Origin of the sequence: Paenibacillus konkukensis, assembly GCF_023523925.1 — a bacterium.
Taxonomy (GTDB): domain Bacteria; phylum Bacillota; class Bacilli; order Paenibacillales; family NBRC-103111; genus Paenibacillus_S; species Paenibacillus_S doosanensis.
The window spans coordinates 6,351,948-6,376,198 of sequence record NZ_CP027059.1 but is presented as its reverse complement, the minus strand read 5'-3'; the positions used below and the strand labels follow the sequence as shown (position 1 = coordinate 6,376,198).

Genomic DNA, 24,251 nt, shown 5'->3' with positions numbered 1-24,251 from the left:
ATGCAGCGGCTGGCTTGGTTGACAAATGCGGTTATTTCCTATGGTCTGCAATAAAGGAGGTGAGTGTCGATTAAATTAACTGAAAATTCAGATAAATAAAACAATTCTTATCGGCAATGTCAAATTTAAGGGAGTGAGCCTATGCCAAAGAAAGAGTGCGTAGCGATGCTGCTCGCGGGCGGCGAGGGAAAAAGACTCGGTCATCTGACCACAAATCTGGCGAAACCTGCCGTTCCCTTCGGCGGCAAGTACCGCATTATCGATTTTTCATTAAGCAATTGCAGCAACTCAGGGATTGATACGGTTGGAGTCCTGACGCAGTATCAGCCGACAGTACTGAATGCGTATATCGGCATCGGAAGCTGCTGGGATTTGGATCGCAAAAACGGAGGCGTCACCGTGCTCCCCCCGTTCATGGAGCAAAAAGGCGGCAGCTGGTATAAAGGAACGGCCCATGCCATTTACCAAAACATTCATTTTCTCGAGCAATATAATCCCGAGTACGTGCTGGTCATATCCGGCGATCACATCTATAAAATGAATTATGCCATGATGCTGCAGCGTCACAAGGAAACGAAAGCGGACGCCACCATTGCGGTATTGGAAGTGCCGATGAAGGAGGCAAGCCGGTTCGGCATCACGAGAGTGGACGAAAACGGCCTGATCACCGAGTTTGAGGAAAAGCCTCAACAGCCGAAAAGCAATCTTGCTTCCATGGGAATATATATTTTTTCCTGGGATGTTCTGAAGCAGTACTTAATCTCCGACGAGCAAAATCCCGCTTCCCATAACGATTTCGGCAAAGACATCATCCCTTCGATGCTGGACGACGGTTTGCGGATTTTCGCCTACCGGTTCAACGGATACTGGAAAGACGTCGGAACCGTCAACAGCCTGTGGGAAGCGCATATGGATCTCTTATCGGAAAATGCTCCGTTTTCGCTTCACGATCACAAGTGGCGGATTTACGCCCAAAACCCGCACCAGCCTCCGCAATATATCGCATCCGCCGCCAAAGTCACCCGCACTTTGGTCAATGAAGGTTGCACGGTTTACGGGAATGTCGATCATTCCGTCCTGTTTTACGGCGTTCATGTCGGCAAAGGCAGCAGCATCAAAGACTCGGTCATCATGCCCCATACACGAATCGGGGAAAATGTCACGATCCATCGATCTATCATCGGCTCGGGCACCGTCATCGAAGACGGCGCGCATGTCGGAGACCCGGATGATTCGACCCCTATTACTTTAATCGGAGAGAACATGATCGTTACCTCTTATGAAGACCAGGGGAAGGAGTGTTTCAATTGAACAATGTGTTAGGAGTCATCAATCTAAGCATCAATCAGCCTCTCTTGCATGAGCTTACCTACTCGCGCGCAACGGCGACCGTCCCGTTCGGAGGCCGATACCGACTGATTGATTTTGTGTTATCGAACCTGGTGAATTCGGGAATTAGCAATGTGGCCGTTCTCGCCCACAATAGTTACCGGTCTATCAACGACCATCTCGGCTCGGGAAAAGAATGGGATTTGGATCGCAGACACCGGGGACTTTTCATTTTGCCTTCCAACAATCAATTTCCCGGTTTTAACGGCGATTTGCAAAATTTTTACAGCTCTCTCGACTATTTTGCCTATAGCAGCGAGGAATTCGTCGTCGTCTCGAGCAGCCATATGCTCTGCAACATCAACTATGCCGATGCGGTGGAGAGCCATCAAAGGACCGGTGCGGACATCACCGTCATTTACAAGGAAATGAATGAGGGCAGCGAGGATTTCACCAACCTGATTACGGTGGATTTGGCCGAAGACGGCCGGGTCCAACGCATGACGGAGAACCAAACGGCGGCTCGAAGCAATAAAGTATATATGCGAATGATCGTGATCAAAAAAGACCTTCTCGTCGATTTGGTCAAACAAAGCGTTCACCATAATTACTACGATCTGGTGCGTCATGTCATCATCCGCAATCTGGACACGTTAAAAGTTTACGGTTACGAGTACAAAGGGTATTTGGCCATTATCAATTCCGTGCAAAATTATTACAAGTACAGCAAGGAACTGCTGAAACCGGAAGTATGGAAATCGCTTTTTCTCCAGCCGGGATTGATTTACACCAAAGTCAAGGACGAACCGCCGGCCATCTATACCGCAGACGCTTCCGCAACCAATTCGCTGATAGCGAACGGATGCATCATTGAGGGAACCGTGGAAAACAGCATTTTATTTCGGGGGGTGAAAATCGCCAAAGGAGCGGTTGTCAAAAACAGCATCCTGATGCAGAAATGCGTCGTCGAACCTCATACATATTTGGATCACGTCATTCTCGATAAAGAAGTGCATGTGACAAGCGGGAACCGGCTCGAAGGCGATGAGATGTCGCCCACGGTTTTCTCAAAAAAGAGCATCATATAAACTTGATATAGCAAAGGAACGTGGAGAAATGCCCAGACCATTAGTGATCGGCAACGGAAAAATCTTGATCAACTTTGACGACAAGCTGCGCTTAAGAGACCTCTATTACCCGTTCGTAGGGCAGCTCAATCATGTAGGCGGTCATTTTTGCAAAATGGGCGTATGGGCAAGCGGGTTGTTTAACTGGCTGGACGAAGATGTATGGCAGCGCCGGCTGCGTTATCGCCCCGAGTCTCTGGTCACCGATATTTTTGCCAACAACGACAGGCTGCGGGTGGAGGTGCGGATCGAAGACGGCATCCATCAGCGGGACAACATTTATTTAAAGAAAGTGTCCGTCCGAAACCGGCATTCGGAAGCTCGCGAGGTCCGTCTGTTTTTCCATCATGACTTTACAATCAATGAAACGGAAGTCGGCGACACCGCCGTGTACGATCCCAGACTGAACGCTGTGTACCATTATAAGCGAAACGTATACATTCTGGCGAACGGTAAAACGCCCGAACAAGGAATTTATCAATACAGCATCGGCATCAAACGGTTCAACCATGCCGAAGGAACGTGGAGAGACGCCGAGGATGGAGTGCTTGGCGGCAATGCCATTGCTCAAGGGTCGGTGGATAGCACGATCTCCTTCCGGCTGCTGCTTCAGCCTGACGAAGAGCAGACGATGTATTACTGGCTGTGCGTGGGCGAGAAGTATTCGGAGGTACGCAAGCTGAACCATTACGTCGTAGAGAACGATGCGGAGCAATTATTGAAGCGGGTTGAAGTATACTGGCAAGGCTGGGTCAACAAGGAGCGGCAAGATTTCGCCGATCTTCCATCGGAAGTGATCGACCTGTACAAAAAAAGCTTGCTGATCGTCAAAACGCAAATGGACCGGCAAGGCGCCATTATCGCCGCCAACGATACCGATATTTTGCAGTTCAACCGCGATCACTACAGCTACATGTGGCCGCGTGACGGCGCTCTTGTCGCTCTGGCCATGTCGATGGCCGGTTATGACGGAACCGTAGCCAGCTTCTACAAATTTTGCAGCGACGTATTAACCAAAGACGGGTATTTGCTGCACAAGTATAACCCGGACGGCTCTACGGGTTCAAGCTGGCATCCTTTTATTTACAGCGGGGAGCTGCAGCTGCCGATCCAGGAGGATGAAACCGCCCTTGTTTTATATTCGTTATGGGAATTTTATACGAAAAGCGGGCAAATCGAGTACTGCCAGGAGCTGTACGCCTCCTTGATCCGCCCGGCTGCAAGCTTCATGCAAAAATATGTTCATCACGAGCTTAACCTGCCTTTGCCCAGCTATGATTTATGGGAAGAGCGCTGCGGCATCTTCACCTTCACTTGTTCAGCCGTATTCGCCGGGTTGCAGGCGGCGGCCCATTTTGCCAAATTATTCGGAGATGAGAAGCGCTATACGCGGTATCATACGTCGGCCAATCAAATCAAGGAAGCGATGCTGCGCCATTTGTACGACGAAGCGTCCGGACGCTTTTTGCGGGGAATATACGTACGGAATAACGGTGAAATAGAAAAAGATTACACTGTGGAAAGCAGCATGTATTCGCTCTTCGCCTTCGGAGTGCTTCCCGCCGACGACCCGAGAGTTATCCGCACGATGGAGGCGATTCAGCAAAAGTTATGTGTACGCACAAACGTGGGCGGATATGCCCGTTATGAAGGAGATTATTATTTTAAAATTTCCGACGATCTTGAGCAAATTCCCGGCAACCCGTGGCTCATCAGCACGCTTTGGATAGCGGAATGGAACATCGCCAAGGCGCAGTCGCTTCACGATCTGAGGGAACCGTTAGCAACGCTGCTTTGGGTTTGTCAACAAGCGATGGAGAGCGGCGTGCTCCCCGAACAGATCCACCCGTTATCAGGAGAACCTCTTTCGGTAGCTCCCCTAACTTGGTCTCATTCCACGTTGGTGATGACCGTGGTCAAATATACGGAAAAATATCGCCAGCTGCAGCACGTTCAGGAAACATTATACGCTTCAGGCGGAACGGCCATATAAAAATAACGATGTACAAGGAGCTGGTTTGAATGAGCGGTCCAACAAACGCTCGGGAAAGGTTCGAGCTGTGGTTGAACGATCCGGCTATGGATGCGGCAACCCGCTCCGAGCTGCTATCTATTTCCGATCGGCCCGGCGAAATCGAAGATCGTTTTTATTGCGATTTGGAGTTCGGTACCGGAGGAATTCGCGGAATCGTCGGAGCGGGGACCAACCGGATGAATGCCTATACTGTGGCGCGCGTTACGCAAGGGCTCGCCCGGTTTCTATTGAAATCCGGAACTCCCCCGCTATCGGCCGTCATCGCCTACGACTCGCGTAACCAATCGCCCGAGTTTGCATTGGAAACGGCATCCGTCTTGGCCGGCAACGGGATCAAAGCCTATGTGTTCGATTCCCTTCGTCCCACGCCGGAGCTGTCGTACGCCGTCCGGCATTTGAATGCCGATGCGGGCGTAGTGATTACCGCAAGCCATAATCCGCCGGAATATAACGGCTACAAGGTCTATGGACAAGACGGCGGCCAACTGGTCCCCGATCAAGCGGATCAAGTGATTGAAGAAATTCGCGGAGTCCGATCGTTCTCGGATATCCATAGATGCTCGCGCCTTGATGCGGAAGAAAGCGGTCTGCTGGAGTGGATCGGTCAGGAACTGGATCGCGCCTATATTCAAGAAGTATCCTCCGTGAGCCTTCATTCCGAGCTGATCCGAAGCGCCTGCAGAGATTTCCGCATTGTTTACACCCCTCTGCACGGCGCCGGAAATCGGTTAGTGCGGGCCACCCTTTCCGCCGTTGGCTTCGAGCAGGTACAGGTCGTTCCCGAGCAGGAACATCCCGATGCCAACTTCTCAACGGTCAAGTCGCCGAACCCCGAAGAAAAGGAGGCTTTTGCGCTTGCCATTCGTAAAGCGGAAGCTGCAGAGGCCGATATCATCATCGGCACCGATCCCGATTGCGATCGTATGGGCGCCGTAGTGAAACATGCAAACGGCGATTACTGCGTCCTTACCGGAAACCAGACCGGCGCCATCATGATCCATTATTTATTATCCAATTTAAAAGAACGCGGGCAGCTTCCCCGCAACGGCGTTATCGTCAAATCCATCGTCACGAGCGAACTAGGCACCGCTATCGCCGGAGCTTACGGCATCAAGGTCGTCAATACGCTGACAGGGTTCAAATACATCGGCGAAAAAATGACTCAATATGAACGCTCGGGAACCGACCGTTTTTTATTCGGGTATGAGGAAAGCTACGGGTTCCTGGCCGGCACCTATGCCCGGGACAAGGACGCCGTTGTCGCGTCCATGCTCATATGCGAAGCGGCGGCTTATTACAAGCATCAAGGCAAAACGCTGCATGATGTGCTGCAGGAGCTTTATGAACGTCACGGATATTTCCTTGAAAAGCTCGAATCCCGTACTTTGAGGGGGAAAGACGGAGTGGAACAAATCCGGCGAATCATGACCGACTGGCGTTCCGCTCCGCCGCAAAGGCTGAACGGGCTGCGCGTCGATAAGATCGAAGATTTTGCGCAAGGCTTGTACGGATTGCCTGCAGAAAATGTGCTGAAATATACATTGGAGGACGATTCTTGGTTCTGCCTTCGTCCCTCGGGTACGGAACCGAAGCTGAAAGTTTATTTCGCCGTTCGCGGTCAGACGGACGCATTGTCCGCCGCTTCCGTCGACCGGCTTGCCCATGCCGTGATGAAACAAATCGATTAATCCCGTTCCGAATCGTTCAAAACAACGAGCCTGGCCATTCGCGCCAGGCTCGTTCCCCCTCTGAATCAGAATCAGAGGGATCGTTCTGCGGTGTCACCGATGAACATAACTTAAGTAGGATGTGTTTACGCGCTGCTCAAGGATGACTCTATTTCTACATGAGGTCAATATTGGAGGTGGCGTATGATAACCGTTTACACGAAAGCCGCTGAGCTCCCCTGCGCCCTGGGCGTCCATATGGTTGAGGGCGTCGACTTCGTCATAGTGTATCAAGTTTATCAGGAGTATCTCCTTGCCATGCAAATTGCCGGAAACATCGGCGGGGAAGTCATTCAAGTCGCCGACGGGACGATTGTCGTCATGACGCCGAATGGAACCGTAAGCGGTTCGAAGCAGCAGTAAGACCCCGGCTTCCATTCCATTCCTTGCGACGATATACCGAATGTCATCCGCTATGCCGCAGCAGCCGCCGCAATGAATCTTCCCCGCTGACAGGCTTCATCTCCTGGACAGCTCCTCCCAACTATCCGCCTTCTGTTGCCTAAGCCTAAGCTTATGCGTAATTTTATGCATGGTTTACTTCGCCGCTCTCCGACAGGTTCGAACAAACCCTATCTCTACCCTGTTCTTTGGCTCGATAGAGCGCTTTATCCGCTTCCTTGGCCAACTTCTCATGGCTTGTATCCGGATAGGTTGCAACGCCGATCGAAACCGTAATATGGATCTTCTCTCCATCGTTTAACACAAACAAATGATTTTTGACGGTAACTCTTATTCTCTCCGCAATGCGCAGCGCGTCCTTGTTCGGCGTGTCGTACATCAATACGGAAAACTCTTCTCCGCCCAGCCTTGATATCGTATCGTCCGAACGGGAGGATGCTTTCAAAATCGCGCCCAACTGCACCAGCACTGCATCCCCGTTCGCATGACCATATGAATCGTTGACTTTCTTGAAATAGTCGACGTCAATGATAGCTATCGACAAACTAGCCCCTTTTTCCACAGCTTGTCTTTGTTTTTGATGATAGATCGAATCGAACATACGATGATTATGCAGCCCCGTGAGGAAATCCACACTGGACTCAAGTTCCAATCGATGAACATGCGTTTTCACTTTCATTTGCAGCTCCGTGAAGTAGGCGGTAACGGCCCCGCCGAACACCATCATCGGGAAATAAATAAGGGCAAGATCATTTCTGCTGCCGACAAGCTTGCCGCTATAAAAAAAACCTGTCAGCAGAACACTGAGCAGCAGCGAGTATATCCATTTGGGCCAATAGCCTTTAACTTTTTCGCAAATCATTCCGACGCCTGCAGCGATGAAAATAATATTTATGGCGGCAGGCTCGGATGGTGCGATCAAGGAGCCGAAGGCAACTAATTTTACGGCAAACATCATAACTCCAGTAATCAGCGAGGATGCCAGTCCGCCGTACACCCCCGATAAGATGACCGCAAGCTGCCTAAAATCAAGTGTAGCTCCATGAACATGCACAGTGAAAATCATCAGCACGATACCGAGTATCCCGTGCACAAATCCTATTTTGAACTTGGTGAACAGTGAAGATGCGGTTTCAACAGCGCTTTTCTTGAGCAAAAATCGGTTTGTCAATAACAGGTAAGCGGTGACAGTAGCGAAATTAGCCATTAGTGGAGGAACCGTTTCAACGAAGCTCATTTACTCTCACCCTTTTTTGTAGTTTGGTTGTCTCGGGATACGATCCTCCAGAGTTTTTATATATTCAAATTCGGGATAAGAGAATTGTTTCCTGCTTGCAGGTCGAGCATAATTACCATAAAAATAGCAAATTAAATAAGGATATAACTTGGAGTTATACCCTTATGATCATTTATTAATATTTTATATCGGACCGCTTCCTCGAAAACGGCCCGGCGTCGCTGCATGCGCTGCAAATCCGCTATTTCTTGCCGGTAACGGCCGCCACTACGTCATCCACTACCCTGCCTTCGGCGATCGGACCGGAGGACATCCAGTGTCTGGCGGACACCTTGAACACATGATTTTGCTTGACCGCCGGCATCGCCTTCCAAACCTGCAGCTTCTCGATTTCCTTCGAGGCTTCGCTCGCTTCGGCGAAATCCTTCGCCGAGCTGATCGATCCGCCGTAGATGGCAAACACATAATCCGCGGTGATCGAAGGCAGCTTCTCGAGCGAAGTGTTGATTCCCCATTCGTCGGGCGACGCCTTCTGAAATGCGGCGATACTGGTGTCGGGCTTCAGACCCAGATTGTCGTAGATCAGATGATTAAAGCTGGGAAAGAACACCTGAAGGTCTTTTTCCGACGGACGCATGAACAAAATTGTTTTATCGGGGCCTGCCGCCGAGACGATGGCGTCCTTGGCCTTCTTCAGCTTGTCGTCGTAGCTTTGGATGATAGCCTTCGCCTTGTCTTCCGAGCCGGTTGCCTTGCCGATCGCGACGATCGACGACTTCCAGTCCTCAGGCCCGAACGCGATCGTCGGCGCGATCTTGCTCAGCTCGTCGTAGCCGCTTTGGTCGATGGCATTTTTTTGAACGATGATGAGATCCGGCTGCGCCGACAGAACCGCTTCCAGGTTCGGCTTGAAATCCGCGCTGCCCGACAGCGGGATGTGAAGCGCTTTGAGCTGGTCGTCCAAATAATACCCGTCAAAATCGTACCCGTATACCATCGGAACCCCAAGCGACAGCGCGAGATCCTCCAGTCCGAACACGGCAACGCGCTGCGGATGGACGGGCACCTCCGTCTTGCCGAAGAAGTGCTCGATGGTTTGCGTCGCCGATGTGGACGAACCGTTCCCCGACGGGAAACCTGCCGCTTCCGAGCCTGCACTCGTTCCTTTCGCGTTGTCGTTGTTACTGCAGGCGCTTGTCATTATTACGAAAAGCAGGAGAACGATCATCCCCGCCGCAGCCCGAAACTGCCTTCCCCGTACGTCATGATCGGCCGAAGCGTCTCTTAATCTGTAAAACATTGCTTCTCCTCCATCATTGATATTGAAAATCATTATCATATAATTATAAAGATGATTCGCAACGATGGGAATAGGCAAAGATGCTTAAATTGGACGATGTTTGCCGGAACGGAATCACTTTCCCTTCCCCCGGAACAGCGACAATGCTTTTTTCCTTTGCAAAAACGCAGTATCTCCCTAACGGCAAAAAAAGAGACCCGGCCAACGGGGCCAGGTCTGAAAGTGTTTATATATTAAAAAGGGGGTCTTGTTAATTATATTACACAACTAACATGTTAAAACGATAACAGAAATATTTCAATTGTGTAACAAATGAGAAAGCGCTTTCCGAATTTCTCTCGACCGAAGGATGGTGAAAACGTTGACTATACATGCGAGAGCATCTTCCGATAGAGGTGCGGTGAAAAAAGAGCGGCCTAGCGGCCGCTCGCTTATTTCACTGCGGTTTTAAACCGCTTGTATAGAACAAGGCTTATCTTTCGTACCAGTAGCCTTTGATTCCTTTTTCCAGTCGAACCAATGCTTCCAGATAGTAATAGTCGCCCCAAATCATATAGTCGTCCGGCGCGTTATTGCCTCTTACATGGTAGGAGCCGTGCTCCAGGAAGCCTTCGGCATCCGGCTTGCCGATAGTCGCGTAGCCGTTCACAAGACCTTTCAGCGAACGCTGCAGGCCGTCTTCGAGGAACGCGCGGTCCGGATCGTCGGCGCTCAGATGAGACAAGAGTTCAATCAGTCCCGCAGCCGTAATCGCCGACGCAGAGCTGTCGCGCTCCGTCTTATCGTTCACCGGCACGTTGAAATCCCAATACACGACGTCGTCTTCCGGCAGACGCTCCAGGAAGTAGCGAGCCATCCGTTTGGAGGTTTCCAGGTACAGCGGGTTTTTGGTGTAATGATAGCTGAGCGCGAACCCGTATACTCCCCATGCTTGTCCGCGGGTCCAGGTCGAGCCGTCCTGGTAGCCTTGATGCGTGCCGCCCCGGATCGATTCACCGGTCTCCGGATCGAAGTAGAACGTATGATAGGAGGAATCGTCGCCGCGCACCAGGAATCGGCGGGATTTGTCCGCGTGAATGACAGCTACGTCGCGGTACTTTTCATTGCCCGTTTGCTCGTACGCCCAATAAAGCAGCGGCAGGTTCATCATGCAGTCGATAATGATGCGTCCGCCGTTCTGCGGGTCGCCTGTGGGACCCCAAGCCTGAATGTATTGCCCTTTCTCTCTCCACCGGGTCATCAGCCAATCGGCCGCTTCCAGCGTCAGTTGCTTGGCAGCCTCGTCGCGCTCGATAATCCACTGCGCCTTGGAGGACAGCGAGTACAAGAAGCCGATATCGTGGTGATCGATCGCGACTTTGCCGTCCATCCGCTTGCGGAAGCTTGCTACCGTCTTCTCAGCGGCTTGCTTGAACACCGGATCGCCGGAGTATTCGTAGCACAGCCACAAAATGCCGGACCAGAAGCCGTCCGTCCAATCGTCATTATCGTTGAGCAAATATTTGCCGTCGTTGCTCACATGAGGGAATAAATCCCCGTATTTCTCAATGTTCGCTCTTGTCTTTTGCACTGCATCTTCAATCGCTTGCTTCCACATACTCATGTCCTGTCTCTCCTCCTGTATAATCGCTTTTTTTGTCGGGATCATGCCGCTTCATTGGCAGCAGCGGTTTGCCCGTCTGTCGGTCTTGGCTTATGTAGCCGCCGTCGATAAACGCGGAATCAAGGTCAGCGGAATGCGAATCTCGTGCCCTTCGCGAAGCGCCTGCCGCTCATGCTCCTCGCCGGCCTTCTCATCCTCTCCCAGCTGCCGGAGCATCAGATCGACGGCCAACCTGGCCTGCTGGCTGTACGGGATATCGAGCGTCGTGATCTGCGGGTAGCAGGAGTGGGAGACGACATCGTTGTTGATGCCGAAAATTTTGTACTCCTCCGGCACCCGCAAACCCTGCTCGATCGCTGCGGACATAAACCGAAGCGCCACGAGATCGTCAAAGGCGAGAATGCCGACCGGCCCGTCCCCGCTCATCTCCCGGGTCATGCGGACCAGCTCGGCCATCGGCTGAGGGTCCGCTTCCAAGACATAAGAGCGAATTCCGTCTCCGGCCTCGGCAGCCCCTTGGCGGAATCCTTTCAAGCGCTGCTTGTTCGTCTCATGCGCCCGCGACCGCCCCAGATAAAACAAAGACCGGCAGCCCTGCCGAACCAAATGCCGCACCGCTTCCAAACAGCCTCCGGCAAAATCCAGATTGACCGCTCCGGCAGCGATGTCCTGAGGCCAATTCCAGCCGTTAAACAGCACAAGCGGAGTCCCGTCGCTAACGATATGGCGCGTCGTATCCGTAGACATCGCCAAGCCGTGGCAGAACAGCCCGTCCACCCTGCGCTGAAGCAGTACGTCCAAATGCCGCTTCTCCATGTCCGGGTCGTAACCTCCTGCCGAGAACACGGACATATGGTATCCGAACCGGTGCGCCGTACGTTCCATCACTTCGGCAAAAAGCCCGTAGTAGCCGATAAAACCGGGGACGATCAGTCCCAGCTCGTAAGACTTCTTGCGGCTTAGACTGGCCGCCATCACATTGCGGCGATAGCCCAGCTCTTCGGCCGCCTTCTCCACCTTACGGATCGTTTCTTCGGCCATGGGCACTTTGCGCCGGTTCAATACATTGGACACAGTAGCGATGGAAACGCCCGCTGCTTCCGCTATATCTACTATGGTAACGGAACGGTGTTTGCTCATAGAGAACTTCCTTTTAATTTAGGTTTAAACGTTTCAATTAAAACGTTTAAACTAATTTTAATAATAATCGTCCGCTTCGTCAAGAGCCTCTTTATTGGCTCTTAAACAACAAAAAAATCCCTCCCGCAAGGAAGCTCCTCGCGAAAGGGATTTGCCGTATCGTTCTATGATTACATGCCGAGCCATTTCTTGAACAAATGCTTGGTTGTATCTTTGTTCATCGCAGCGATCGAAGTCGTCAGCGGAATGCCTTTCGGGCAAGAGCGCACGCAGTTTTGCGAGTTGCCGCAGCCCTCGATGCCTCCGTCTTCCATCAGCGCTTCCAGACGTTCTTCCGCGTTCATTTCACCCGTCGGGTGAGCGTTAAACAAACGAACTTGGGAAACCGCCGCAGGCCCGATAAACGTCGTTTTGTCGTTGACGTTCGGACAAGACTCCAAACATACGCCGCAGGTCATGCATTTGGACAATTCGTACGCCCATTGGCGCTTCGATTCGGCCATCCGCGGTCCGGGACCGAGATCGTACGTACCGTCGATCGGAATCCAGGCTTTCACGCGCTTCAGCGCCGAGAACATGCGCTCGCGGTTAATGACCAAGTCGCGTACGACAGGGAATGTGCTCATCGGCGCGATGCGCACCGGCTGCTCCAGCTTATCTACCAGCGCGGAGCAAGCTTGGCGCGGCTTGCCGTTGATCACCATCGAGCAAGCGCCGCACACTTCCTCCAAGCAGTTGGATTCCCAGCAGATCGGCGTCGTTTTCTGGCCGGTTGCATTGACCGGATTACGCTGAACTTCCATGAGCGCGCTGATCACGTTCATGTTAGGGCGGTACGGCACTTCGAATTCCTCGGTATAAGGCTTGCTCTCAGGCGAATCTTGGCGTGTAACGATAAACTTGACTTTTTTTCCGGCCGTAGTCGTTTCTGCCATGATTAATGTCCTCCCTTCTTGTCTGTCGAGTAGTCGCGTTTACGCGGCTTGATCAGCGACACGTCCACATCTTCCCAATCGATCGTAGGGCCGTCCGGCGTCCATTTGGCCTTCGTCGTTTTCAGGAAATCCTCGTCATTGCGTTCAGGGAATTCAGGTTTATAGTGAGCTCCGCGGCTTTCGTTGCGCAGCAGAGCGCCCAAAGTCATCGCATGGGACAGCTCCAGCATGTTCCACAGCTGACGGGTGAAAGCGACGCCCTGATTGTTCCAGCGGGCCGTATCCGTCATGCTGATGTTGCGGTAGCGCTGCTTCAGTTCGTTGATTTTGGCAATCGTTTCTTCCAGCTTCTTGTTGTAACGAACGACCGTCATGTTGTTGGTCATCCATTCGCCGAGCTCTTTGTGCAGAACGTAGGCGTTTTCCTTGCCTTCCATTTTCAGCAGGCCTTCGTATTTGTCCGTATGTCTTTTCTTCTCGCGGTCGAATACGCTGGAGGAAATGTCGTCTACATGCTTGTTCAAGCCTTTAATATATTCGATCGCTTTCGGACCGGTAATCATGCCGCCGTAAATCGCAGACAACAGCGAGTTCGCTCCCAGACGGTTCGCGCCGTGGTATTGATACTCGCACTCGCCACAGGCGAACAAGCCCGGAATGTTGGTCATTTGATTGAAGTCAACCCACATTCCGCCCATCGAATAGTGAACGGCAGGGAAGATTTTCATCGGAATTTTGCGCGGATCGTCGCCCATGAATTTTTCATAGATTTCGATGATACCGCCCAGCTTCACGTCGAGTTCATGCGGATCTTTATGGGACAAGTCAAGGTAAACCATATTCTCGCCGTTAATGCCCAGCTTCTGGTCTACGCACACCGCAAAAATTTCGCGGGTCGCGATATCGCGGGGAACCAGGTTACCGTAAGCCGGATATTTTTCCTCAAGGAAGTACCAAGGCTTGCCGTCTTTGTAGGTCCAGATCCGGCCGCCTTCGCCGCGAGCGGATTCGGACATCAAGCGAAGCTTGTCGTCGCCCGGAATCGCCGTCGGGTGAATTTGAATGAACTCTCCGTTCGCATAGTGCACGCCTTGCTGGTACACCGCGCTCGCCGCCGTACCGGTATTGATAACGGAGTTCGTCGTTTTACCGAAAATGATGCCGGGACCGCCGCTGGCCAGAATGACCGCATCGGCTCCGAACGTTAGAATTTCCATGCTGCGAAGATCCTGGGCCGATATGCCGCGGCATACGCCGTCGTCGTCAAGAACCGCTCCGAGGAACTCGTAATGCTCGTACTTGGTCACAAGTCCGGCTGTTTCCCAGCGGCGTACTTGCTCGTCCAATGCATACAGCAATTGTTGACCTGTCGTTGCTCCTGCGAATGCCGTACGGTGATACTGCGTTCCCCCGAAACGGCGGAAATCGAGCAGGCCTTCAGGCGTACGGTTGAACATAACGCCCATCCGGTCCATCAAGTGAATGATGCCGGGCGCAGCGTCGCACATCGCTTTAACCGGCGGTTGGTTGGCAAGGAAGTCGCCGCCGTATACCGTATCGTCAAAGTGCTCCCAAGTGGAGTCGCCTTCACCTTTCGTATTAACCGCACCGTTGATGCCGCCCTGGGCGCACACGGAGTGGGATCGTTTCACAGGAACCAAAGAGAACAGGCTAACGTGAACTCCGGCTTCCGCGGCTTTGATGGTAGCCATTAACCCGGCCAAACCTCCACCGACTACGATTACTTTTTGATTAGCCATTGTTGTTCACTCCTCCTTAACCTTTAGCCATCTGCGGCACGTTTTGGAAATCCGGGCTTACAAACGCGCTCAAAGACATGATAAACATGATCGACATAATAACAAACACTACCATCCAGATCACGCTGGATACCCGCTGCGCCCGAGGTCCGATCGTAACGCCCCAGCTAACGAGGAACGACCACATGCCATTGCTGAAATGGAATACCGCGGACACAATGCCAATACAGTACAGCACAAAATAAACCGGGTTCGATGCAATGTGATGCATTTGGACCCCGATTTCTTCTTGAGGCAAGCCGAGCGTGATTTGCAATCTGGTTTGGCATAAGTGGAATACTACGAACAAGAACGTAATTACCCCAGTTACCCGCTGCAGGAAAAACATTTGGTTGCGGAAATAGCCGTAGTTGGATACGTTATTCCGGGCCGTGTAGGCGACATAGAGGCCGTAGATCGCGTGGTATGCGAGCGGCAGCCAGATCCCTACGATTTCCAGGAGCAGCATCAAAGGCAGCTCGTGCAGCCAATTCACATGCTCCATGAACTTCTCAGGTCCGTTAGTCGCCGAGTAGTTCGTCAGAAGGTGTTCGATCAGGAAGAACCCGACCGGGATAACACCAAGCAATGAATGCAGCTTGCGTGAAAAATACGAATTACGAAACATTGAAATCCTTTCCCCCCTCAAAAGTATGTAGGTTGTTCACATGTGTTGACAAAACCAACCTTCATTGTACTCCCGCAAGAAACAAGCGTCAACAGCATTTGCTACGCCTATTTTCCATGGTTCGACATTTTTTTATGCAAATGTCTGCGAAAAAATGTGAACAATAAGTGACTTACACCATACTACTCCATTATCGCTTATAATGGAAGTGCCGATTATTTATAAACTGTTATTCAGTTTTGACATATGCAATAAACTTAATCACTTAACCGCAAATTAACCGTAAAAAAAGACAAAACGCGAAGCGGGAAGACGAGCGCGGGGCCGGTTCTTCTCTTTCATCTAAAAGGGTGGTGAAAAAGAGAAAATCCGTATTCACACTTCCGAATATAATGGAAAGAAGGTATTGTTCTTGTTCGAAAATATCGATATTTTCGCCAAAGTCGTAGAGCTGGAGAGCCTGAACAAAGCGTCCGCGGCGCTCAATATCTCCCAGCCCGCCCTATCTCGCAAAATCATGAAGCTGGAGGAAGAGCTCGGCGTCGATCTGTTCTTAAGGAAAGGCAAGCGGCTTGAGATTACGCGCGCAGGGCAAATCTGTTATGAATACGCCATCGAGCAGCGCCATTTGGAGCGCAAGCTGCTGCGGTCGATTCAGGACTTCAAGACGACGGTCAAGCCGGCCAGCATTATTATCGGCGCTTCCTTGACGACGCTGCAATCGACGCTGCCCGATCTGATTACGATCTATACGAAGACGTATCCGAATACGGACATTAAGGCGGTAACGGGCAAAACCCACGAGATCGTGCCGATGGTCAAGGACCGCAAAGTGGACATCGGCCTGGTCGCCTCCAAGATCGAGCATCCCGGCCTCAAATGCATTCCGCTGTTCGACGATCATCTCTGTCTGGTGCTGCCGCTCGGGCATCCTTTCGTCGACAAATCCTCGATCGAAATCGCCGATCTGCACGAGCTGCCGATGATTCTGTTCTCGCGTGGCACCTGGTACCGGGTGCTGATGGACGAAATGTTCCACCGCTACGCCATTGCGCCCGACGTCAAAATGGAGATCGATTCGTTCGAAGCGATCATTCGCCTCGTCTCGACGTGCAAGACGGCGACGCTGCTGCCGGAATCGTATTTGCGCAGCAATCTGGTCAAAGACAACGAGCTGGTCGTCCGCTTCATTCCGGCGCTCGAGCAAATGACAAGAACGACCTCCCTGTTATTCACGGAAGAGGTCGTCCATCATGCGTCGGCCCAGCAGTTTATCGAGAAGGCCAAGGATTACTTCAACCGGCCGGGCTGATCTTAAGGCCTCGGCTGCAGCCGCTATCCTTCGTCCTTCTCCTCGATGCCGAGCATTCGCGCCGCATAAGCCGTCGTGCTCGCCTGCAGCAAAATTGTCAGCAGTACGGCAAGGAAGGTGACCGAGGCGATGACGTCGGCGTACTTCACGCCCAGCCCCGCCGCCATTCCGGACAAAGCCGCCGGTATGACGCCGGTCTCCCTCACCCAGAACATAAACAGGATCTCGCCGCGCTTCCAACCCGCCTTGCGATCGGGCAGCGTGCAGGCAAGCACTGTGAGCGGCCTTGCGATCAGGATGAAAACCGCGATTACCGCCAGACTCGGCCACAAATTGGCCGCGATGATGCGCAAATTCACTTGGCTGCCGAGCAAAATAAAAATCAGCATCCTCATAATGATCGTCATGTTCTCGCTGAAATGCGTCATTTCCTTCAGCTTATCGTTCAAATCCAGCTTGAATATATCGGCGTTGCCCCAAATAAGTCCCGCCGTAAAAGTAGCCATAAACCCGCTGACATGCAGCGCATCTCCAACCCAGTAAGCTCCGAGCGCCGTCACGACCAGCGCTATCGCCGCATAATCGCGCAGCCAGCCGAGCCTGAGATGGCCGGTGATGAAGGCCATGACCAGCCCGATCGCCGCCCCCGCCGCAATGCCTCCCAGCGCCGTGCGAGCGAAATCCTCCAGGCTGCCGGCCAGCGAGAAGCCTTGGCTTCCCGTAATCACGGCAAGGACGGAGAACGTAAGTATAGAGCCGGTCGCATCGTTGAAAGCCGATTCGCTCTCTACGGTTTCCCGCACCTTCGTGCGAATGCGCACCTGCTTGAACACGGGAATGAGCGTCGCCGGATCGGTCGAGGAAACAATCGCCCCGAGCAGCACCGCATAGATCATCGGGATTCCCAGAAGCCAATGGGCGGACAGCGCAACGACGGAACAAGTAATCAGCACGCCCGGCACGCTAAGCAGCGTGACCGTCAGCCATACTTTTTTCAGCCCCGCAAGCCGGATATTGCGCCCTCCGTCGAACAAAATAAGCGTCGAACCGATCGTCAATATGAACTGGTTCGTAAACGAGCTGCTCGTCTCGCTCACCCAATGCAGCCCTTGCCCTACGATCATCCCGGCGATGAGGAACAGCGCCACATCCGGCAGCTTCATCAGGCCCGCCAGGCGGCCGAACAGCATACCCAAACCAAGAATAAGAATTAATAATAACAACACATGGTGAATCATCTCTGCGGCTTCATTGTTCATAGTTATAAATTGATAACTTCGCTCTCGAAGGATTCGATTTGATCGTTCGTTCCGATAATGACCATAACGTCCTGTTCTTCCAGCATGTCCGCCGCGCTAGGGGCGATGATGACGCCGTGCTTCTTGTTGATCGCCACGACGCTGCAGCCGTACTTGGCCCGCGGGTCCAAATCTTTCAAGCACCGTCCTGACAGCCGTTTGGGCACGGACAGCTCGACGATCGTATAGTCGTTGGACAGCTCGATGTAATCGAGCAAATTCGGCGAGACCAGCTGATGCGCGACCCGAATTCCCATATCCCGCTCCGGAAAAATCACCCGGTCGACGCCGATCTTCTGCAGCACCTTGCCGTGCAGCTCGGAAAGCGCCTTGGTAACGACCGTCTTGACGCCGATATCCTTCAGCAGAATCGCGGTCAAAATGCTGGCTTGAATGTCGTCGCCGATCGCCACGATAGCGCAGTCGAAATTGCGGATGCCGAGCGATCTCAGCACGTCCTCGTCCGTCGAATCGGCCGTCACGACATGCGTCAGCGTGTCGCTCATCTCGTCGACGGCTTCCTCGTCCTTATCGATGCCCAGCACCTCGTACCCCAAATTGATCAATTCCTTCGCCAGAGAAGAGCCGAATCTGCCCAGCCCGATGACGACATACTGACTACGTTTCATTGTTTTTGTACCCCTATCCAATCGTAATTTTCCCTTCCGGGTATCTATACAGCTCTTTTTCCGTTTTCGGTCCGAGCGCGTATGCCAACGTAAGCGGCCCCAAGCGGCCGGCAAACATCATCAAACTGATCAATATTTTGCCGACGAGGCTCAAATCGGTCGTCATTCCCATCGTGAGACCGACGGTGCCGAAAGCCGAGGTCACTTCGAACAAAATCATCAGAAACGGGTGCCCCTCCGTCGTCGACAAAATCATCGCGACGAACACGACGAGGAATAGAGCGATCATCGTCAGCGTGATGGCTTTCAAAATCCGGTCTTTACCGAGGCGGTAACGGAACAGCACGATGTCCTCTTTCCCGCGCACCATGGCGATCATCGCGCCGATCAGCGTCGTGAAGGTGGTCGTCTTGATCCCTCCCCCGTCGAGCCCGGCGAAGCCCCGATGAACATCAGGATGATCATGAAAAATTGCGTCGCCTGGCGCAAGCTGCCGAGATCGACGGTATTGGCTCCCGCCGTCCGCGGCGTCACCGACTGGAAGAAGGCGGCCCATATTTTGCCTGACCAGCTCAGCGAGCCCAGCGTCTTGGCATTGCTGTATTCAAATATATAAATGACCAGGGCGCCGGCGATAATCAGCGCACCGGTTGCGCTAAGCACTACTTTGGAATGGAGCGACAGCCGCTTGCGCTTTTTGAACTCCAGCAGATCCGACATGACGACGAAGCCGATGCCGCCCAGCACGATAAGCCCCATTGTGACGAGGTTGACGACCGGATCGCCCACGAATGAGGTTAAGCTGCTGAACGGTCCGTTAACCGAACCGAACAAATCGAAGCCTGCGTTATTGAAAAACGATATCGCATGCCAGAAGCCGAAATAAATGCCCTTGGCAGGCCCTAACTGCAGCGACCAGCGAATCGAGAAAATAATGGCGCCGACCAGCTCGATGGTCAGCGAATACCGGATCACTTTGCGGATCAGCCGCACGATCCCCTCCATGCTTCCCTGATTCAACGACTCCTGCAAAACGAGCCGTTCCTTGAGAGAAATTCGTTTTTTCAGCGCAAAAGCAAACAGCGTCGCCATCGACATAAATCCGAGCCCTCCGACCTGGATCAGCGCGATAATGACGATCTGTCCGAACTTGGAAAAAAACGTGCCCGTATCCACGACGACCAGCCCCGTAACACAAGTCGCCGAAGTAGCCGTAAAGAAAGCGTCGAGAAATGGCAGCGGCTCTCCGGAGGCGGAGGCGACCGGCAGCGAGAGCAGCGCGGCGCCGATCAAAATGATGGCGGCGAAACCGATCACGAGAATTTGCGGCGGAGTCAGCTCGATTTTTTTTATGGCGGATGTCATATTTCACCTCGGCGAATGTTTTAGGGCAACAAAAAAAGACACTGGAAACCCAATGTCATCATAATAGGTTCCTGCGATAGCCTACGAGGTTAGCTGACGGATTCGGGTCACAGCACCCTATCGTTTCCATTGCGATGTTTCGTCGGCAATGGAATCGAATTCACCCCTTACTGCAAATGGTTCCCCCGTTTTCGATAAGAAATTCGGCTTCGTATTCAATTGATATGAATTATAATGTTCTTTCATTATAAGTACAAAGTCGCTTTGGCTCGAAATCAAACGATAAACAAGTCAATACTTGACCTGGCATGAAGCGGGGGAAGCCTCCGCGCTGCTTTTCAGCGTTTTGCCCCTCGTAGCTCGTAATTTCATTGGATTTCCGCTGTGCATCTATGCTAAGTTTAATGAATACAATGTACTTATATTCCATACCCTTTTCACAATATCGCCCATTCTACGGTAAGGAGAATTTCATAGTGAAACCAATTGCGGAATCTTCTCTGCTGAAATTGGCAGTTTTCGGAATCATCCTCTATTTGGCCGTCCTGTTCGGCTCCTCTTGGCTGCATCCGGAGGATGCCGCGGAAACCGGCGAGTCGCTGCCGAAGGTGACCAAGCAGCAGGCGGCGGACGCAGCCGTCCGATTCGTACGCGACCGCTTTTCCCTTGCGGAAGACTATGCGGCGAGCACGCTGTTCCAGTCCCACTCGGACCGCAGCGGATATTTGCAGAAGGAGCAGCTGCTGGAAACTTATCTGAAAAGCTATCCGGACTACCCGATCGACTATTTCGAAGTCGAAATTAACGAGAACGGCACAGGGAAAACCTACTATGTAGATGTGGATTTCGCGAATCTGCGCATCCTCGGCTGGTCGGCCTTCACCTCCCCGGCGGCGAAGCGGCAGACCGTCTCGTCCGAAGCCTCCGATCCGCGGGAGGCGGCCGAGCGGACGATGGCGGAGCAGGGGTATTCGCCCGCCGACTTTAGCGAGGCAAGCCCGCTCGACCCCGAAGACCGGCAAAAAACGTCGGCGCTCGGCACCGGTTTCGTCTACATAAGCAAAAGCAAGCAAATCGGCGAAGCCAGGCTGCGGCTGCTCCTGGCCGTATCCGAAGGAAAGACGACCGCGTTCCATGCCGACTTCGGCATTCCCGCCTCGTTCAAGAGCTGGCAGGACGAGCAGAACGACAATGCTTCCACGATGACGCGCATCAGCATGCTGGCTTCGCTCCTGATGGCGGCGGCGGCTCTGGTCGTCGTGATTCGCTACCGCAGGCAAATCACCTTCCGCCGCGGTCTGTTTCTGACCGCCTCGTTTCTGGCTATCTACATCACGAACAATTTCAACATGATTCCGGCGCTGCGAACGATGCACTCGAACGGACCGTCGCAGTGGGAGGCGACGTTCAATCTGTGGTTTCTGAACATTGTCATCGCGCTGATGGCCGTCAGCGTCTACTTCTCCTTCTTGGCGGGCAGGCATATGTGGAAGCGGCGCGGCTGGATCACCTGGCCGGTATGGGCTAACGACGGCTTCGGACGCCATGCAAGAAGCGCTATGTTCCGCGGCTATCTGCTGTGCCTGTTCATTCTCGGCATTCAGCAGACGCTCTACTTTATTGCCGGCGAATATTTCGACGTCTGGGCTGTCAACGATCCGTCAGACTCCGTGCTGAATATGACGGTGCCCGGCCTGTTCCCGCTGATGGCGTGGGCCGCGGCGATTTCCGAGGAAGCGGTCTACCGGCTGTTCGGCATCGCCATTTTCCTGAAGCTGGTCAGAAACCGCTTCGCGGCGGTATTGATCCCAGGCATGATTTGGGCGCTAAGCCATACGCAGTATCCGATTTATCCCGTTTATACGCGATTTATCGAAGTGACGATCATCGGCCTTATCTTCGGCTATGCCTTCCTGAAATACGGGTTTATGACCGTGCTGTTCGCTCATGCGTCGATGGACAGCATTCTAATGGGGCTGTCGCTGTTCGACGGGGAGCATTGGACGATCAGCACAATCGGCTTGTTTTATATCGTCTTCCCCGCTTTGATCGGCTGGGCGGCTTATTGGCTCCACGCAAGGCTGAGGCGTTCTTTTAAAAAAACCTAGCTTCTCCGCTCCTTTTTCACCTTGATACGGCTCTAATGCGGAACAAAGACGCCTTTCCTGCCTGAGGAAAGGCGTCTTTTGTTGATTGAGATTGCCATTGTATCGCCGATCGCTGCCGGGAGCCTGCGACCGCGGGAATGAAAGCGTCGAATCGCTGTGTTTAAAGCCTGAGCAAGCGATCCCGCCTCGCGCCCGACATCCGGTTCTATCCCGTAGAGCACGCGGATGCCCGCGGCTAACCCGCTATTACGCCTCCTGGCCGGCTTCCTCCGCTTCCGGGGAAGCGTCATCGGAGGAGTTATCCTCGGCTTCGCCGTTTAACGACTGCAGAATTTGCGCAGCGAGCTTCTCGCCGATACCGAGCGGCTTGAAATCTTCGATCGCCGCTTCCTTGATCTTCTTCAGCGAGCCGAAATGCTTGAGCAGCGCTTTGCGGCGCTTCTCGCCGATCCCCGGGATGGAATCGAGCGTCGAGACGATCATCGACTTGGCTCTCGTCTCACGGTGGAAGGTGATGGCGAACCGGTGAACCTCGTCCTGAATGCGCTGCAGCAGGTAAAACTCCTGGCTGTCCCGCGGCAGCTGCACCACCTCGGGAGGCTCTCCCATCATCAGTTGAGCCGTCTTATGCTTTTCGTCCTTGACGAGCCCGCATACCGGAATATAGAGGCCCAGCTCGTTCTCCAGCACGTCCACCGCAGCGGAGATCTGCCCCCTGCCTCCGTCGATTACGACCAGATCGGGCAGCGGCAGGTTCTCCTTGAGCACACGCTCGTACCGGCGGCGCACGACTTCGCGCATCGTTTCATAATCGTCGGGGCCTTGCACCGTGCGAATTTTATATTTGCGGTATTCCTTGCGGTCCGGCTTGCCGTCGGTAAAGACGACCATCGCGGATACAGGGTCCGAGCCTTGAATATTCGAGTTGTCGAACGCCTCGATGCGGTGAATGACGCCCGTGCCAAGCCATTCCCCAGGTTCTCCACCGCCTTGATCGTCCGCTGCTCGTCGCGTTCGATCAGCCGGAACTTCTCTTCCAGAGCGACCCGGCCGTTGTCGCAGGCCATGTCGACCATATTTTTCTTCAAGCCGCGGCGCGGAATATGAATCTTCACCTTCAACCAGCTCTCCAGCGCCTCCTTGACGTCCGTCTTCAGCGAGCCTGCCGCCGCTCCGTCCTCTTCCGCAGCCGGCAGCTGCGCTTCGGCGGCAGCGTCCCCTTCTTCCTCTCCCGCCGCCGGCTCCGCAGGCAGAAACACTTCCTTCGGCAGCGCGGGATTATCGCTGTAATATTGCGTAATGAACGAGATGAAATCCTCGTATTCATCCCCGTAATAAGGGAAAGTCGACGTGTGCCGTTCGATCAGCTTGCCCTGGCGCATATACAGAATTTGCACGCACATCCAGCCTTTATCGACGGCATAGCCGAACACATCGCGGTCGACGGCGTCAAGCGTCGTAATCTTCTGCTTCTCCATCACGGCGTCGATATGCACGATATGGTCGCGCAGCTCCTTGGCCCGCTCGAAGTTCAGCTCCTCGGCGGCTTCGTGCATTTTGCGCGTCAAATCCTGCTTGATCTCGTCATGCCCGCCGTTCAGAAACCGGCTGATCTCCTGAACCATCCGCTCGTATTCCTCGCTCGCCACCTCATACTCGCAGGGTGCGACGCATTGCCCGAGGTGGTAGTACAGACAGACACGATCCGGCAGCGTCTTGCATTTGCGCAGCGGATACAGCCGGTCGAGCAGCTTCTTCGTCTGCTGCGCGGCAAACGCGTTCGGATACGGACCGAAATATTTGCCTTTATCTTTATATACTCTGCGCGTCACTTCCAGGCGCGGATGCTTTTCGTTCGTGATCTTGATATACGGGAACGACTTGTCGTCCTTCAGCAGCACATTGTACCGCGGGTGATACTTTTTGATCAGATTGCACTCCAGAATTAACGCTTCCACGTTGCTGGCCGTCACGATATATTCGAAATCGACGATTTCAACTACGAGCGCCTGCGTTTTTGCGCTGTGGCTCCCGGTAAAATACGAACGCACCCGGTTGCGCAGCACTTTGGCCTTGCCTACGTATATGATCGTGCCTTCTTTATTTTTCATCAGATAACAGCCGGGCTTCTCCGGCAGCAGCGCAAGCTTGTTGCGAATCGCCTCCGCTCTTTGCTTCCGCTCTTGATCCCCTTCAACCATCGCCTTAGTTCCACTCCTTTCCCCTAAACAGCAAAAAAGCTCCTTTTCCCAGCATAGCAGAAAAAGAGCTTTTTCT

General features: G+C 53.1%; 16 protein-coding genes, 2 pseudogenes and 1 riboswitch. Of the genes and pseudogenes, 7 read left to right on the top strand and 11 right to left on the bottom strand.

Annotated elements, in window-relative coordinates; translation table 11 throughout:
• Positions 1 to 141 precede the first annotated feature (141 nt).
• From SK3146_RS27745 to SK3146_RS27725, 5 genes are all read left to right on the top strand, one after another.
• A complete protein-coding gene (locus SK3146_RS27745) occupies positions 142 to 1,311 on the top strand; it encodes a glucose-1-phosphate adenylyltransferase (RefSeq protein WP_249861810.1) in 1,170 nt (389 codons plus the stop codon).
• On the top strand, positions 1,299 to 2,417 hold the full coding sequence (glgD, locus tag SK3146_RS27740; RefSeq protein WP_375295475.1) for a glucose-1-phosphate adenylyltransferase subunit GlgD: 1,119 nt from the start codon (positions 1,299 to 1,301) through the stop codon (positions 2,415 to 2,417). Before SK3146_RS27745 ends, glgD begins: the two co-directional genes overlap by 13 nt.
• Before the next feature lie 28 nt (positions 2,418 to 2,445).
• Positions 2,446 to 4,449, top strand: a complete 2,004-nt coding sequence (locus SK3146_RS27735; RefSeq protein ID WP_249861809.1) for a glycoside hydrolase family 15 protein — start codon at positions 2,446 to 2,448, stop codon at positions 4,447 to 4,449.
• A gap of 29 nt (positions 4,450 to 4,478) precedes the next feature.
• A complete protein-coding gene (locus SK3146_RS27730; protein ID WP_249861808.1) occupies positions 4,479 to 6,179 on the top strand; it encodes a phospho-sugar mutase in 1,701 nt (566 codons plus the stop codon).
• Positions 6,180 to 6,362: 183 nt separating this feature from the next.
• Entirely contained in the window at positions 6,363 to 6,581 is a 219-nt protein-coding gene (locus SK3146_RS27725) for a hypothetical protein (protein WP_249861807.1), read from the top strand.
• Positions 6,582 to 6,744: 163 nt separating this feature from the next.
• Here SK3146_RS27725 and SK3146_RS27720 read toward each other — a convergent pair whose 3' ends face one another.
• From SK3146_RS27720 to SK3146_RS27690, 7 genes are all read right to left on the bottom strand, one after another.
• Complete coding sequence (locus tag SK3146_RS27720) at positions 6,745 to 7,827, bottom strand: diguanylate cyclase (RefSeq protein WP_249861806.1); 1,083 nt, start codon at positions 7,825 to 7,827, stop codon at positions 6,745 to 6,747.
• 271 nt (positions 7,828 to 8,098) lie between these two features.
• Positions 8,099 to 9,157, bottom strand: coding sequence for an ABC transporter substrate-binding protein (locus SK3146_RS27715; protein WP_249861805.1), 1,059 nt, complete (start codon positions 9,155 to 9,157; stop codon positions 8,099 to 8,101).
• Between the two features lie 472 nt (positions 9,158 to 9,629).
• Positions 9,630 to 10,760, bottom strand: a complete 1,131-nt coding sequence (locus tag SK3146_RS27710) for a glycoside hydrolase family 88 protein (RefSeq protein WP_249861804.1) — start codon at positions 10,758 to 10,760, stop codon at positions 9,630 to 9,632.
• Between the two features lie 90 nt (positions 10,761 to 10,850).
• Positions 10,851 to 11,900 (bottom strand): LacI family DNA-binding transcriptional regulator, encoded by a 1,050-nt coding sequence (locus SK3146_RS27705; RefSeq protein ID WP_249861803.1) that lies wholly within the window; start codon positions 11,898 to 11,900, stop codon positions 10,851 to 10,853.
• A 170-nt stretch (positions 11,901 to 12,070) separates the two neighbouring features.
• Positions 12,071 to 12,835, bottom strand: a complete 765-nt coding sequence (sdhB, locus tag SK3146_RS27700) for a succinate dehydrogenase iron-sulfur subunit (RefSeq protein WP_249861802.1) — start codon at positions 12,833 to 12,835, stop codon at positions 12,071 to 12,073.
• 2 nt (positions 12,836 to 12,837) lie between these two features.
• Positions 12,838 to 14,595, bottom strand: a complete 1,758-nt coding sequence (gene sdhA / locus SK3146_RS27695) for a succinate dehydrogenase flavoprotein subunit (protein ID WP_249861801.1) — start codon at positions 14,593 to 14,595, stop codon at positions 12,838 to 12,840.
• Between the two features lie 16 nt (positions 14,596 to 14,611).
• Positions 14,612 to 15,262 (bottom strand): succinate dehydrogenase cytochrome b558 subunit, encoded by a 651-nt coding sequence (locus tag SK3146_RS27690; protein ID WP_249861800.1) that lies wholly within the window; start codon positions 15,260 to 15,262, stop codon positions 14,612 to 14,614.
• Positions 15,263 to 15,674: 412 nt separating this feature from the next.
• On the opposite strand from SK3146_RS27690, the gene SK3146_RS27685 reads away from it, so the two are divergent.
• The gene (locus tag SK3146_RS27685; protein WP_249861799.1) at positions 15,675 to 16,574 is read left to right on the top strand and encodes a LysR family transcriptional regulator; all 900 of its coding nucleotides are present in this window, start codon (positions 15,675 to 15,677) and stop codon (positions 16,572 to 16,574) included.
• A 23-nt stretch (positions 16,575 to 16,597) separates the two neighbouring features.
• On the opposite strand, the gene SK3146_RS27680 is transcribed toward SK3146_RS27685, so the two are convergent.
• The 3 genes and pseudogenes from SK3146_RS27680 to SK3146_RS27670 all read right to left on the bottom strand — a co-directional run bounded on the left by SK3146_RS27680 (position 16,598) and on the right by SK3146_RS27670 (position 19,866).
• On the bottom strand, positions 16,598 to 17,833 hold the full coding sequence (locus SK3146_RS27680) for a cation:proton antiporter (RefSeq protein WP_249861798.1): 1,236 nt from the start codon (positions 17,831 to 17,833) through the stop codon (positions 16,598 to 16,600).
• A 2-nt stretch (positions 17,834 to 17,835) separates the two neighbouring features.
• Complete coding sequence (locus SK3146_RS27675) at positions 17,836 to 18,501, bottom strand: potassium channel family protein (RefSeq protein WP_249861797.1); 666 nt, start codon at positions 18,499 to 18,501, stop codon at positions 17,836 to 17,838.
• A gap of 13 nt (positions 18,502 to 18,514) precedes the next feature.
• A pseudogene (locus SK3146_RS27670) lies at positions 18,515 to 19,866 on the bottom strand (TrkH family potassium uptake protein).
• Between the two features lie 63 nt (positions 19,867 to 19,929).
• Positions 19,930 to 20,085, bottom strand: a riboswitch (cyclic di-AMP (ydaO/yuaA leader).
• 257 nt (positions 20,086 to 20,342) lie between these two features.
• Here SK3146_RS27670 and SK3146_RS27665 point away from each other — a divergent pair.
• Positions 20,343 to 21,974 carry a CPBP family intramembrane glutamic endopeptidase gene (locus SK3146_RS27665; protein ID WP_249861796.1) on the top strand — a complete coding sequence of 544 codons (1,632 nt, stop codon included), beginning with the start codon at positions 20,343 to 20,345 and terminating at the stop codon, positions 21,972 to 21,974.
• 246 nt (positions 21,975 to 22,220) lie between these two features.
• On the opposite strand, the pseudogene uvrC reads toward SK3146_RS27665, so the two are convergent.
• A pseudogene (gene uvrC, locus SK3146_RS27660) lies at positions 22,221 to 24,175 on the bottom strand (excinuclease ABC subunit UvrC).
• Positions 24,176 to 24,251: the final 76 nt, after the last annotated feature.